At 65.5% G+C, this 13,010-nt stretch carries 10 protein-coding genes; 6 read left to right on the top strand and 4 right to left on the bottom strand.

Going from position 1 to position 13,010, the window contains the following annotated elements; all coding sequences use genetic code 11:
* Positions 1–72 precede the first annotated feature (72 nt).
* The 3 genes from ACYUME_RS05610 to ACYUME_RS05600 all read left to right on the top strand — a co-directional run bounded on the left by ACYUME_RS05610 (position 73) and on the right by ACYUME_RS05600 (position 4,224).
* Positions 73–609 carry an RNA polymerase sigma factor gene (locus ACYUME_RS05610; RefSeq protein ID WP_279881549.1) on the top strand — a complete coding sequence of 179 codons (537 nt, stop codon included), beginning with the start codon at positions 73–75 and terminating at the stop codon, positions 607–609.
* Positions 606–1,559, top strand: a complete 954-nt coding sequence (locus ACYUME_RS05605; protein WP_460418272.1) for a FecR family protein — start codon at positions 606–608, stop codon at positions 1,557–1,559. The genes ACYUME_RS05610 and ACYUME_RS05605 overlap by 4 nt, the downstream gene beginning before the upstream one ends.
* Positions 1,560–1,671: 112 nt before the next feature.
* On the top strand, positions 1,672–4,224 hold the full coding sequence (locus ACYUME_RS05600; protein ID WP_460418271.1) for a TonB-dependent receptor: 2,553 nt from the start codon (positions 1,672–1,674) through the stop codon (positions 4,222–4,224).
* A gap of 33 nt (positions 4,225–4,257) precedes the next feature.
* Here the strand turns inward: ACYUME_RS05600 and ACYUME_RS05595 are convergent, their stop codons facing one another.
* The 4 genes from ACYUME_RS05595 to ACYUME_RS05580 form a co-directional block, all read right to left on the bottom strand.
* On the bottom strand, positions 4,258–4,752 hold the full coding sequence (locus tag ACYUME_RS05595) for a helix-turn-helix transcriptional regulator (protein WP_460418270.1): 495 nt from the start codon (positions 4,750–4,752) through the stop codon (positions 4,258–4,260).
* Positions 4,752–5,024: a hypothetical protein gene (locus tag ACYUME_RS05590; protein WP_279881537.1), complete on the bottom strand. Its 273-nt coding sequence runs from the start codon at positions 5,022–5,024 to the stop codon at positions 4,752–4,754. The genes ACYUME_RS05595 and ACYUME_RS05590 overlap by 1 nt, the downstream gene beginning before the upstream one ends.
* Before the next feature lie 166 nt (positions 5,025–5,190).
* A complete protein-coding gene (locus ACYUME_RS05585) occupies positions 5,191–6,411 on the bottom strand; it encodes a class I SAM-dependent methyltransferase (protein ID WP_279881535.1) in 1,221 nt (406 codons plus the stop codon).
* Between the two features lie 151 nt (positions 6,412–6,562).
* Entirely contained in the window at positions 6,563–7,171 is a 609-nt protein-coding gene (locus ACYUME_RS05580; RefSeq protein ID WP_279881533.1) for a TPM domain-containing protein, read from the bottom strand.
* A gap of 200 nt (positions 7,172–7,371) precedes the next feature.
* Between ACYUME_RS05580 and bglX the strand changes: the two genes are divergently transcribed.
* The 3 genes from bglX (at position 7,372) to ACYUME_RS05565 (ending at position 12,867) form a co-directional block, all read left to right on the top strand.
* On the top strand, positions 7,372–9,663 hold the full coding sequence (gene bglX / locus ACYUME_RS05575; RefSeq protein WP_460418269.1) for a beta-glucosidase BglX: 2,292 nt from the start codon (positions 7,372–7,374) through the stop codon (positions 9,661–9,663).
* A 118-nt stretch (positions 9,664–9,781) separates the two neighbouring features.
* Positions 9,782–11,539 (top strand): ATP-binding protein, encoded by a 1,758-nt coding sequence (locus tag ACYUME_RS05570; RefSeq protein ID WP_279881528.1) that lies wholly within the window; start codon positions 9,782–9,784, stop codon positions 11,537–11,539.
* On the top strand, positions 11,533–12,867 hold the full coding sequence (locus ACYUME_RS05565; RefSeq protein ID WP_279881525.1) for a sigma-54-dependent transcriptional regulator: 1,335 nt from the start codon (positions 11,533–11,535) through the stop codon (positions 12,865–12,867). The genes ACYUME_RS05570 and ACYUME_RS05565 overlap by 7 nt, the downstream gene beginning before the upstream one ends.
* The last annotated feature ends 143 nt before the right edge of the window (positions 12,868–13,010 follow it).

Here is a 13,010-nt window from a genome sequence, read left to right as displayed (position 1 = left end):
ACTATTTTGCAAATGTAAATAATTCTCGATAAGATCCGCACCCTTTCCTCTTGCCAGCTCCGGAAAGCGTGCATGCAGCGCCCCAAACCCGACCCCACCACCGCACAAGAAGCCTGCCGAGGTTTCTATGCCGACATCCTGCATTTCCTGCGCAAGCGCACGGATAATGCCAGCGATGCCGCGGACATGACCCAGGACGTGTTCGCCCAGTGGCTGGGCTACCGGGACCGGGCCAAGGTGGAGCAGCCCCGGGCATTCCTGTTCCAGGTGGCGCGCAACCTGCTCAGCGACCACTGGCGGCGGCAGAAGGTACGCCAGGTGGTGCTGGCCGAAGACGCCTTGCCCGACGAGCTGCCTGCGCAGGCGAACGACCCGCTGGACCACGCCCAGCAGCAACAACGGCTGAATCAATTGCGCCAAGTGCTCGCCGAGCTCTCGCCGCGCCGGCGCGAAGCCCTTATGCTGCACCGTTTCGAAGGCCTGACCCAGGCCCAGATCGCCGAGCGCATGAACATTTCCGTCAGCATGGTCGAAAAGCACATCGCCGCCGCCCTGCTGCAATGCAAGCAACGCCTGGACAGTGACACTGGCACGGAGCAGTCCCCATGACCCCCACCGACGAGCTCGACCCGTCCCCGATCGACGCCCAGGCGGCGAGCTGGTTCAGTCGCAACCGCAATGCCCCTTCGCGGGAGGCGCGCAAGGCATTTGCCCAATGGATGCAGGTAGCGGAGCACGCGCGCGCCTATCGCCAGTTCGAACAACTGTGGGACGATCTGGCGGCACTCAAGCAGGCCAGTCGCCCGACCCCGCTGCCGGTCCGCCGCCCGCCCCGCTGGCGCCCGGCCCTGGCGGCAGCGGCGGCGCTGCTGTGCGCGGTAGTGGTCGGCAACCCAGGCGCCGGCAGCGAGCCGCTCAGCCAGCGCATTGCCGCCGTGCAGTCAGCGCAACGCCTGAAATTGCCCGACGGCAGCCAGCTGTACGTGAACGCGCAGACCCGCCTGCGCCTGGACTTCAGCGCCGAACGCCGGCTGATCCACCTCGATCATGGCCAGCTGTACATCGACGTCGCGCCCGACAAGGAACGCCCGCTGTTCGTCGACGCCGGCAGCGGTCGGGTGCGAGTGGTCGGTACCGGCTTCGATCTGCGTCGCGGCGACCGCGAACTGGTGGTCGCCGTCGCCCACGGCCAGGTCGCCTTCGAAACGCCTGGTGAGCGCAACGCCCCGCTGTTGCTCGGTGCCCACCAAGGCGCCACCTACGATCTGGCGCAAGGCAGTCTGACTCGCCAGGAGCTGGGCGAGCAGCCAGTCGCCGGCTGGCGCGAAGGCCATGTGAGCTTCCGCAACCGTGAACTGGCCAGCCTGGTCGACGAACTCGGACTGTACCGCCAGCACCCGGTGGTGCTGGCCGATCCGGCCCTGGGCCGCTACAAGGTGTCGGGCAATCTCGATGTGCATGACCCCGACGCGCTGCTCAACGCCCTGCCCGCCCTGTTACCGGTCAAGACCACCCTGCTGGCCGACGGCCGTCTGCGTATCGAGCGACGCGCAAAATAATTTGAGAATTTTTATCATTCGCAGGTGAGGTATTTTCGCAAAGACGCGTCTTCCTCCTCGCCTGCCGCGTGATGGCGGGCTTTTTCCGGCCTTTTGCCGTTTGGGGGAATCCATGTTGTCCGCGTTGCGTCCGTTGCACTGCCTGCCTGCCCGACCTACCTTGCTCGCCCTGTGCCTGGCCGTGAGCCTGGCCGCCGAAGCCGCCCCGGTACCGTTCGACCTGCCTGCGCAACCGCTGGCCCGCTCGCTGAGCCAGCTGGCCCAGCAGGCCAAGGTCCAGCTGCTGTTCGACGAAGGCCTGCTTGGCGCGGCTCAGGCCCCGGCACTCAAGGGCGACTTCGAGGCTGAAGCGGCCATCAGCCGACTGCTGATCGGCAGCCGCTTCAATGTCGTGCGCATGGGCAACACGTATGTGGTGCGTCTGCGCGAGGACGATCCGAGCGCCGACAACAGCATCCAGCTCGGCGCCCTGAGCATCGTCGGCGACGGCCAGCAGGTCGACCCGGGCAACGTCGGGCGTTCGACCCTCGACCAGGAACAGATCGACCGCTACCAGCCGAACAACATCCCCAGCGTGCTCGCCACCCTGCCGGGCGTGAACATGGGCGGCTCGTCCAAGCCGGGCGGCCAGACCATCAACATCTGGGGCCTGGGCGACGCCGAGGACGTGCCAATGACCCTCGACGGCGCGCCCAAGAGCGGCTTCGAGCGTTACCAGCAAGGCACCATCTTCATCGAGCCGGAGCTGATCAAGCACATCGAAGTGGACAAGGGGCCGCACTCGGTGAAGACCGGCAACGGTGGCTTCGGCGGCAGCGTCAACATGGAGACCAAGGATGCCGGCGACCTGCTGCAGGAAGGCCGCAACAGTGGCGCCATGCTCAAGTACGGTTATGCCAGCAACGACCACCAGCAGATCTACAGCTCGGCGCTGTTCGGTCGCAGCGACGACGGACGCTTCGATGGCCTGGTCTATTACACCAAGCGCGACGGCGGCAACCTGAAGATGGCCGACAACCTGCCCGACCCCAACAACCAGTGGCCGGTCAACCCCAAGCGCGTGCCCTATAGCGCCCTGGACCTGGACGGTGTGCTGCTCAAGGGCAATGTCCACTTCACCGACGAGCACAGCCTGGGGCTGTCCTACTCGCGCTCCGAGAGTGAACGCTGGACCACCTTCGCCTCCACGGCCTACCCGGCGCCACCGAGCGCTGCGGACATCAAGAAGTACGGCTACGACGGCTCGCTCAAGCGCTTCCTGGCCAACCGCACCACGACCGATACCACCTGGTCGGCCACCTACAAGTACCAGCCGATCGAGAATCCGTGGGTCGACCTGCAAGTGAAGTACTCCGAGTCCGACACCAAGCAGACCGACGAGCGCGAAGCCACGGCGTTCTTCCAGCCGGCCACCGGCGGTCGCAAGATGGACACCGAGTACAAGGACCGCATGCTCGATGTGAAGAACACCAGCACCTTCCTCACCGGCCCGCTGGAACATGCGCTGACCGCGGGCGTGCAGGTTCGCCGCCATGATCGCGACACGCAGATGTGGATGCCCGGCAAGACCTATGAAGTGCCCAAGTACAACTATGGCCACTACCAGCCCTACTTCATGCCCAGCGGCCAGGTCGACAGCCAGGGCTACTACCTGCAAGACGCCATCACCCTGGGCAGCCTGACCATCACCCCTTCGCTGCGCTACGACCATGTCGCCAACGAAGGCAAGCCCAACCAGGCGCCTTACTACAACAACCCGCAGGCTGGGCACGACTACAGCGAAAAGACCTACAGCGGCTGGTCGCCGCGTCTGTCGCTGTTCTGGAAGCTCAGCGATCAGACCGCGCTGTTCGCCGACTACAGCAAGACCTGGCGCGCACCGGTACTGGATGAACAGTACGAAGTACAAGGCGTGGGCAGCCGCACGTCCACCAGCCGCAACCTTGACCCGGAGCGCATCACCGGCGTGCGCGTGGGCAGCATCAGCGACTTCTCCAACGTGTTCACCCAGGGCGACAGCGCCCAGGTGCGCGCCACGCTGTTCCGCAACAAGATCACCGACGAGATCTTCAAGGCCACCGGTGTCGGTTGCCAGGAGCAGTTGGCCACCGGCGGCAGCATCGCCAACACCTGCGGCGGCGGCCTGATGGGCAACTACCGCAACATCGGCGACGTGGTCTACAAAGGCTTCGAGATCGAGACGTTCTACGACTCCACCTACCTGTTCGGTGCCGTGTCGTACGCCTGGATGGAAGGCCGCCATGAAGGCGCCTACACCAACCCGTGGGGCCCGGACGTGTGGGCCAAGGACGTACCGGCGCCCAAGTGGATCACTACCCTGGGGGTGAAGATTCCGGCCTGGGACGCCCGTGTAGGCTGGACCGCGCAATTCGTCGGCGCCACCCGCCACCTGCCCAGCGACAAGTACTTCGAAGGCCCGGCCAGCGCGCTCGGCGACCGTTACTACGACAACTTCGGCAACGAGAAGTACGAGATCCACGGACTGTTCGCCAACTGGAAACCGCAGCAGGCGTACCTGAAAGGGACCGAGGTCAACCTGACCGTGGACAACCTGTTCAACAAGGCTGTCAGGCCGGAACTGTCGGGAGAGAACGCCTATACCGTCGGGCGCAACGCCAAGATCAGCGTCACCCGGTTCTTCTGAGCCCGGCGAGCGACGATGATGCAAGGGATTGCATCACCGTCCTCCTGCCACGCGTTCCTGCGCCCTGGCAACGTTCACCTGCATCGCCGTGCGGGCCAGTTCCAGCAGGGTCTGGGCGATGGCATAGTTGCCGCGCTCCTGCATCCAGGACAGGATATCGGCAAGGTGCCAGAGCGACAGGCTGCCATCATGCACCGGTACCGGGAAGCTGCGGTGGTGGGAGAGCATCAGCTTGCGCATGTTCTGCCGGGACACGCCCACCAGTGCAGCCACGTCGGTGAGGCCGACCAGATCAGGGCTGGCCTCGATCAACCGGGCATGCGGTATCACACGCCGGACATCCGCCAGGGCGCCATGCATCGCCTCCTGGGCGCTCGCCCCTTCACGGACGAAGGCCAACGCCAGGCGACCCGGCTGACCGATACCGATCACGGCGTCATCGCAACCGTCCTCCCCCAGCCGTTCGATCAGCGCATCGACATCTTCGTCACCGGTCAACTGGTACTTGAGAGTGAATTCATACTCCATCACATGTGCTCCACAGGCTGATTGACGATACCGCGCGCCGACGTGCAGTTGTCGACGATTCGCCGCAACTGACGGGCGAAGTTGCCCGGGTTTCTCGGTGTGCTCCACACACTAGTGATGCAGAACTCGCCGCAACGGCATTCGCGATCGTTGTTGGGGCAATAGATGCGCCCCCAGCAATGGCCGCCTCGTACCACGACTTTCCAACCCTGCGCCTCGGCGTGTATCAGGGTCTGCTCGACTTCCTTGTTGGGGTGCGTGGGACGGGCCATCGGTTGCGCTCCAGTATGGACATGAGAACATGGTTGTCAAGTGACAACCAGGAGGCGCCGACAGACGTCATCCCGACCCAGCCTAGATCGCGCACACCATTCATCCGCCCCACGACCAGCGCTTCAGAAGCGTCCTATCGCAAACAGGGAAACGCTTGCAGCTGCCCTAACCGGTGATCAGCCCATCCGCCAGCAGCAGGGTTTCCAGGCAGTGCTCGCGCACGCCATAGAACGCCTTGAGTTCGGCGATCTTCTCCAGCAGGGCCGCGTTGTCCTGTGGCTGGCGACGCTTGACGGCGAGGATCATCTTGTTCTTGTTGGTGTGCTCCAGCGAAATGAACTCAAAGACCTTGGTCTCGTAGCCACAGGCCTCCAGATACAGGGCACGCAGACTGTCGGTGAGCATCTCGGCCTGCTGCCCAAGGTGCAGGCCGTATTGCAGCATCGGCTGCAGCAGGCCAGGACTGTGCATCTGCGGGCGGATCTGCTTGTGGCAGCATGGCGAGCACATGATGATCGCGGCGTTGCAGCGAACACCGGTATGGATGGCGTAGTCGGTGGCGATGTCGCAGGCATGCAGGGCGATCATCACCTCGATGGCCTCGGGCACCACGCTGCGCACATCGCCACATTCGAAGACCAGGCCCGGATGTTCCAGGCGCGCGGCGGCGGCGTTGCACAGCTCGACCATGTCCGGGCGCAGCTCGACACCGGTGACCTGCGCCTCACGTCCCAAGGTATTGCGCAGGTAGTCGTGCATGGCGAAAGTCAGGTAGCCCTTGCCCGAGCCGAAGTCGGCCACCCGCAACAGCTGGTCCGCCGCGACCGGCGCGCCCGCCAGGGCGTGATCGAAGACTTCGATGAACTTGTTGATCTGCTTCCACTTGCGCGACATCGACGGGATCAGCGCGCCTTGCGCGTCGGTCACCCCGAGGTCGCGCAGGAACGGCCGCGACAGCTCCAGGTAGCGCTTCTTCTGCCGGTCATGTCCGGCCGTGGCCGCTTCGGACTGGACCTGCTGCGCCAGGTGGCGCTGCAACATCGGCTTGCCTTTCTTGCTGAAACCCAGCTGCACTTCGCCTGCGACGGTGAATAGGTGGGCGTTGCGAAAGCTCTCCGGCAACAGCTCGGCAACCAGCGCCTGCGCCTGGTCCAACGGCAGGTTGCGGGTGATGTCGCGAGTCTGGTGGCGGTAGACCAGTTGCAGGCAGGCCTGCCCCTTGAGCTGCACCGGCTTGGCGATGATCCGTTGCAGGGTCTGGTCGGCGCCGACGTGGCGGGCCAGCACCAGCTTGCCCAGGCTGCCATCGGCCAGGGCATCGGCCAGCAGAGTCAGGAACTGGGCACGCGCATCCGGCGCGCAGGGGGCAGAAGAAGGGGAAGACATGGGAACGGGTGCCTCGAAATGCGGGGGGCGCGATGCGCAATGCGGGGCATTCTACGTCGATGCCGGCTCATCGCGAACCCCTGTGGCAGCGGGCTGGTCGGATTGCCGCCGCGGGCCTGCCGCGCGGGCGACCCCGCGCCCACGGCACGGATCAGTCGAGAATCACCAGGCGGTTGGGCAGCTCATTGCGCGCATGAGTCGGCGGCACATGCTCGCTGAGCAGCTCGCCACAGGCCTCGATGCACTCGACGAACCCTTGCAACGTCTGGCCATGGCGCACCTGTTCGGTGAACCGCGCGACGATCGCTTCGCGCGCTTGCTCGGGCAAGTGCCGGGCGATGCCCTCGTCGACCAGGATCTCGACATGGCGCTCGGCCTCGCTGACGAAGATCAGCACCCCGGTCGCACCCGCCGTGCGCTGCAGATTGAGCTCGAGAAACTGCTGTCGGGCCAGCCCGGAAGCACGCCGGCGGCGCAATACCGTCGGCACTACCCAGACCGCCAGACGCGGGTGACGCAGCAGCAGGCATAACCCGATGAACGTCAGCATCTGTGCCAGCAACAGGCCGTTGACCCCGATACCGCCCAGCCACAGGTGCAGCACACCCGGCACCAGCAGGGCCAGCAAGGCGGCCCAGAGCAGGGGCAGGTAGGGGAAGTCATCGGCGCGACGGGCCAGTACCGTCACCAGTTCCGCGTCGGTGCGCCGCTCGGCGCGGGCGATCGCCTCGGCGATCTGCCGCTGTTCGTATTCGGTCATGCCATCGTCTCTCGAGCGTTCTTGTCATTGTTATCCCGGCACTCGGGTGGCGAGAGTGTATCTCAACAAGCGCCCCATATAAGGCATAATCCGCGCCTGCGCCGGATCCTGGAGAACGATCCGAAAAACAGCCAGCGGCCCTTACAACAACAGGCGTGCGAAACGTCTCGATCAACCGCATACACTCGACAACGGAATTGATGATGAAACTGTCTTTGCTGGGCCTGGCCATGGGCCTTGCCAGTCAGGCGGCCCTTGCCGCCCCCACCGCCGCGCCCCTGCAGGACAAGCAGGCGTTCATCGATCACCTGGTCGGGCAAATGACCGAGGCCGAGAAGATCGGCCAGCTGCGCCTGATCAGCATCGGTCCCGAGATGCCCCGCGAGAAGATCCGCGAGGAAATCGCCGCCGGACGCATCGGCGGCACCTTCAACTCGCGCACCGCTCCCGAGAACCGGCCGATGCAGGACGCCGCCATGCGCAGCCGCCTGAAGATCCCGATGTTCTTCGCCTACGACACCATCCACGGCGAGCGCACCATCTTCCCGATCAGCCTGGGCCTGGCCGCCACCTGGGACATGGATGCCATCGCCAAGGTCGGGCGCACCTCGGCCATCGAAGCCGCCGCCGACTCGCTCGACATGACCTTCGCGCCGATGGTCGACATCGCCCGCGACCCACGCTGGGGCCGCACCAGTGAAGGCTTCGGCGAGGACACCTACCTGACCTCGAAAATCGGCCAGGTGATGGTCAAGTCGTTCCAGGGCTCGAGCCCGGCCAATCCCGACAGCATCATGGCCATCGTCAAGCACTTCGCCCTGTATGGCGCGGTGGAGGGCGGGCGCGACTACAACACGGTCGATATGAGCCTGCCGAAGATGTACAACGACTACCTGCCGCCCTACCGCGCCGCGCTCGACGCCGGGGCCGGCGGGGTGATGGTGGCGCTGAACTCGATCAACGGCGTGCCGGCCACCTCCAATACCTGGCTGATGAACGACCTGCTGCGCAAGGAGTGGGGCTTCAAGGGCGTGACCATCAGCGATCACGGCGCCATCCAGGAACTGATCCGCCATGGCGTGGCCCGCGATGGCCGCGAGGCCGCCAAGCTGGCGATCAAGGCCGGCATCGACATGAGCATGAACGACACCCTCTACGGCGAGGAACTGCCGGGCCTGCTCAAGTCCGGCGAAGTCACTCAGGCCGAACTGGACCAGGCGGTGCGCGAAGTGCTCGGTGCCAAGTACGACATGGGCCTGTTCAAGGATCCGTACGTGCGCATCGGCAAGGCCGACACCGACCTCGAGGAGTATTACGGCAATGACCGCCTGCACCGCGACGCCGCACGCGACGTCGCCCGCCGCAGCCTGGTGCTGCTGGAGAACCGCGACCAGACCCTGCCGCTGAAAAAGGCCGGCACCATCGCCCTGGTCGGCCCGCTGGCCGACGCGCCGATCGACATGATGGGCAGCTGGGCCGCCGACGGTCGCCCGGAGCACTCGGTCACCGTGCGCGAAGGCTTGGCCCGCGCCGTTGCCGGCAAGGCCCAGGTGGTCTATGCCAAGGGTTCGAACGTCACCGGCGACAAGGCGATGTTCGACTACCTGAACTTCCTCAACTTCGCCGCCCCGGAGATCATCGACGACCCACGCCCAGCCGCCGTGCTGATCGACGAAGCGGTCAAGGCGGCGAAGCAATCGGATGTGGTGGTCGCCGTGGTCGGCGAATCCCGTGGCATGTCCCACGAGTCCTCGAGCCGCACCACCCTGGAGATTCCGGCGGTTCAGCGTGACCTGATCAAGGCGCTCAAGGCCACCGGCAAGCCCCTGGTGCTGGTGCTGATGAACGGTCGTCCGCTGTCGATCGCCTGGGAGCGCGAACAGGCCGACGCCATCCTCGAGACCTGGTTCAGCGGTACCGAGGGCGGCAACGCCATCGCCGACGTACTGTTCGGCGACTACAACCCTTCCGGACGCCTGGCCATCACCTTCCCGCGTTCGGTCGGGCAGATCCCGATGTACTACAACAACATGCGCATCGGCCGCCCGTTCACGCCGGGCAAGCCGGGCAACTACACCTCGCAGTACTTCGAAGAGCCCAATGGCCCGCTGTATCCGTTCGGCTACGGCCTGAGCTACACGAACTTCGAACTGTCCGGACTGAAGCTATCGCACAAGACACTCGAGCGCGGCGCCACCCTGCAAGCCAAGGTGACCGTGAAGAACACCGGCAAGCGTGACGGCGAGACCGTGGTGCAGCTCTACATTCGCGACGAGAGCGCGTCGATGAGCCGGCCAGTGAAGGAACTGAAGAACTTCCAGAAGCTGATGCTCAAGGCCGGCGAAGCGCGAACCTTGACCTTCGACATCAGTGAGGAAGACCTGAAGTTCTACAATGGTCAACTGCAACGGGTTGCCGAAGCGGGCCAGTTCGACGTGCAGATCGGGCTCGATTCGCAGACGGTGCAACAGCAGAGCTTCGAGCTGCGCTAAGCAAGTCCGGCCGATTCGCGGGCAAGCCCGCTCCCACAGGGGATGCACGAAACCCCGTGGGAGTGGGCTTGCCCGGCGATGAGGCCGACACAGACAACCGAGATCCCGGATCCGCCCCATGCCCTCATCCTTCCGCACCCTGCGCCTGGGCTTGATCATCCTGCTGATCCTGCTCGGTACCGGCCTCAGCGCCGGCTGGGCCATGCAACAGGCCAAGCGCCAGGCGATGGAAACCGACGCTCGCCGGGCCAGCCAGCAACTGAGCCTGTACGCCAACGCGCTGCACACCCTGATCGAGCGCTACCGTGCCCTGCCCGCCGTGCTGGCGCTGGATCCGGAGCTGATCGACGCCCTGCGTGGCCCGGTCACCGAACCGGTGCAGGATGCCCTCAACCGCAAGCTCGAACGCATCAACGGCGCCGCCAATTCCTCGACCCTGGAACTGCTCGACCGCACCGGCCTGGCCATCGCGGCCAGCAACTGGCGCCTACCGACCACCTACGTCGGCTCCAACTACGGCTTTCGCCCCTACTTCAAGCAGACTCGCAGCCAGGGCAGCGGGCGCTTCTACGCGGTCGGCGTGACCAGCGGCGTACCCGGTTATTTCCTGTCCAGCGCGGTGACCGACGAACAGGGTCGCTTCCTCGGCGCCATGGTGGTCAAGCTGGAGTTCCCCGAGCTCGAGCGCGAGTGGCGCCAGGGCAGCGATATCCTGCTGGTCAGCGACGCCCGCGGCATCACCTTCATCGCCAACCAGGACGGCTGGCGCTACCGCGAGTTGCACCCCTTGTCCGGCGCCGACCGCGCCGAGCTGGCCGAAACCCGCCAGTATGACAAGCAACCCTTGGTGCCCTTGCAACACCAGGCCCTGACGCGCTTCACCGACACCAGCCACCTGACCCGTGTGCAAGGCCCGGACGGCACTGCCGAATACCTCTGGGAGAGCCTGCCATTGGAGGCAGAAGGCTGGACCCTGCACTTGCTGCGCAAGCCGCAGGTCGCGGAGGATGGTCGCAACGCCGCCCTGGCCGCCGCGGCGATCTGGCTGAGCCTGGTGTTCGCCGCCCTGTTCGTCAGCCAGCGCCTGCGCCTGGCCCGGCTGCGCCAGCGCAGCCGCGAAGAGCTCAAGCGCCAGGTCGAAGAGCGCACCCGCGAACTGCGCACCGCCCAGGAAGGCCTGGTGCAGTCGGCCAAGCTGGCGGCGCTGGGGCAGATGTCGGCAGCGCTGGCCCATGAAATCAACCAGCCGTTGACGACTCAGCGCATGCAGTTGGAAACCCTGCGGCTGCTGCTCGACCATGGTCGCCACGAGCAAGCGCGCCAGGCCCTGGAGCCACTGGAACAGATGCTCACGCGCATGGCCGCGCTCACCGGTCATCTGAAAACCTTCGCCCGCAACAGCCCTGGCGGCCTGCGCGAACGCCTCGACCTGGCGCTGGTGGTCGATCAGGCCCTGCACCTGCTCGATGCCCGTATCCGCGCCGAGGCGGTAGAAGTGGCGCTGTACCTGGCACGGCCAGCGTGGGTGCGCGGCGACGCGATCCGCCTGGAGCAGGTGCTGATCAACCTGCTGCGCAACGCCCTCGACGCCATGGCCGACAAACGTTACAAACGCCTGGAGATTCGCATCGAAGCCGACGATGGGCAATGGCGCCTGAGCGTGCTGGACTCTGGCGGAGGCATCCGCGAGTGTGACCTGGCCAAGGTCTTCGACCCCTTCTTCACTACCAAGCCGGTGGGTGAAGGGCTGGGTTTGGGACTGGCGATCTCCTATGGCATCGTCAGCGATGCCGGGGGTTGCCTGCAGGTCGAGAACCTGCCGGGCGGTGCCCGTTTCAGCCTCACCCTGCCCCGCGACCTGGAGCCTGCATGTTGAACTCAGTGATCGTCGTCGACGACGAAGCCAGCATCCGTAGCGCGGTGGAACAGTGGCTGAGCCTGTCGGGCTTCAGCGTGCAGCTGTTCGCCCGCGCCGAGGAATGCCTGGCGCAGTTGCCGCGCAACTTCCCCGGGGTGATCCTCAGTGACGTGCGCATGCCCGGGTTGTCCGGCCTGCAATTGCTCGAGCGCGTGCAACGGGACGACCCCGGCCTGCCGGTGATCCTGCTTACCGGGCATGGCGATGTACCCATGGCGGTCGAGGCGATGCGCAGCGGTGCCTATGACTTCCTGGAAAAGCCCTTCACCCCACAGCACCTGATGAGCAGCCTTGGCCGGGCGTTGGAAAAACGCCAGCTGGTGCTGGAGAACCGCCGCCTGCACGAGCGGGCCGACCTCAAGGCGCAACTGGAAGGCACCCTGCTGGGCATGTCCCAGGGCCTGCAGCAGCTGCGGCGCCAGGTGCTGGACCTGGCCGGCCTGCCGGTCAACGTGCTGATCCGCGGCGAAACCGGTAGCGGCAAGGAGCGCGTGGCCCGCTGCCTGCACGATTTCGGCCCGCGTGCCGGCAAGCCGTTCGTCGCGCTCAACTGTGCGGCCATTCCCGAAACGCTGTTCGAAGCCGAGCTGTTCGGCCATGAAAGCGGTGCCTTCACCGGTGCCCAGGGCAAGCGCATCGGCAAGCTCGAGTACGCCAACGGTGGCACCGTGTTCCTCGACGAGATCGAGAGCATGCCACTGGCCCAGCAAGCCAAGTTGCTGCGGGTGATCCAGGAGCAGAAACTCGAACGCCTCGGCGCCAACCAGAGCATTGCCATCGACCTGCGGATCATCGCCGCGACCAAACCCGACCTGCTGGAAGAGGCTCGCGCCGGACGTTTCCGCGAGGACCTGGCCTACCGCCTGAACGTCGCCGAACTGCGCCTGGCGCCCCTGCGCGAACGCCGCGAGGACATCCCGCTGCTGTTCGAGCATTTCGCCCGCGCCACCGCCGAACGCCTGGGGCGCGAAACGCCACCTGTGGGCGGTGCGCAACTGGCCCGGCTGCTCGCCCACGACTGGCCGGGCAACGTGCGCGAGCTGGCCAATGCCGCCGAACGCCATACCTTGGGGCTGGATTCAGCGAACCTGGCGGCGGTACCGAGCGGGCAATCGCTGGTGGAGCAGATGGAAGCCTTCGAGGCCCAGTGCCTGCGCGCCGCGCTGCGCCAGCACAAGGGCGAGATCAAGGGCGTGATGGAGGCACTGCAACTGCCGCGGCGCACGCTCAACGAGAAAATGCAGCGCCATGGGCTGGCTCGGGAGGACTTTCTCGAGCGTGAATAGGCGGATTCTTGCCTACCCATTCACCGAAACAAGCAAATTTCCGCTCATCCATTGATGCTCCGAAGTGCCTGTTCGCGGGGCAAGCCCGCTCCTGCAGGGATTTGCACAACCCGCAAGCTACAGGGGCTGCGGGGGAGCTGAAC

It is taken from the genome of Pseudomonas sp. microsymbiont 2 (genome assembly GCF_054788395.1).
Note: the sequence above shows the minus strand (reverse complement) of the source record. Positions and strands in the feature narration are given on the sequence as shown.

Excerpts from the sequence above, each read along its gene's own strand:
- ACYUME_RS05585 (WP_279881535.1), bottom strand. The coding sequence starts at position 6,411 with ATGTCTTCCCCTTCTTCTGCCCCCTGCGCGCCGGATGCGCGTGCCCAG.
- ACYUME_RS05570 (WP_279881528.1), top strand. The coding sequence starts at position 9,782 with ATGCCCTCATCCTTCCGCACCCTGCGCCTGGGCTTGATCATCCTGCTG.
- ACYUME_RS05605 (WP_460418272.1), top strand. The coding sequence starts at position 606 with ATGACCCCCACCGACGAGCTCGACCCGTCCCCGATCGACGCCCAGGCG.
- ACYUME_RS05600 (WP_460418271.1), top strand. The coding sequence starts at position 1,672 with ATGTTGTCCGCGTTGCGTCCGTTGCACTGCCTGCCTGCCCGACCTACC.
- ACYUME_RS05580 (WP_279881533.1), bottom strand. The coding sequence starts at position 7,171 with ATGACCGAATACGAACAGCGGCAGATCGCCGAGGCGATCGCCCGCGCC.
- ACYUME_RS05595 (WP_460418270.1), bottom strand. The coding sequence starts at position 4,752 with ATGGAGTATGAATTCACTCTCAAGTACCAGTTGACCGGTGACGAAGAT.
- bglX (WP_460418269.1), top strand. The coding sequence starts at position 7,372 with ATGATGAAACTGTCTTTGCTGGGCCTGGCCATGGGCCTTGCCAGTCAG.
- ACYUME_RS05565 (WP_279881525.1), top strand. The coding sequence starts at position 11,533 with ATGTTGAACTCAGTGATCGTCGTCGACGACGAAGCCAGCATCCGTAGC.
- ACYUME_RS05590 (WP_279881537.1), bottom strand. The coding sequence starts at position 5,024 with ATGGCCCGTCCCACGCACCCCAACAAGGAAGTCGAGCAGACCCTGATA.
- ACYUME_RS05610 (WP_279881549.1), top strand. The coding sequence starts at position 73 with ATGCAGCGCCCCAAACCCGACCCCACCACCGCACAAGAAGCCTGCCGA.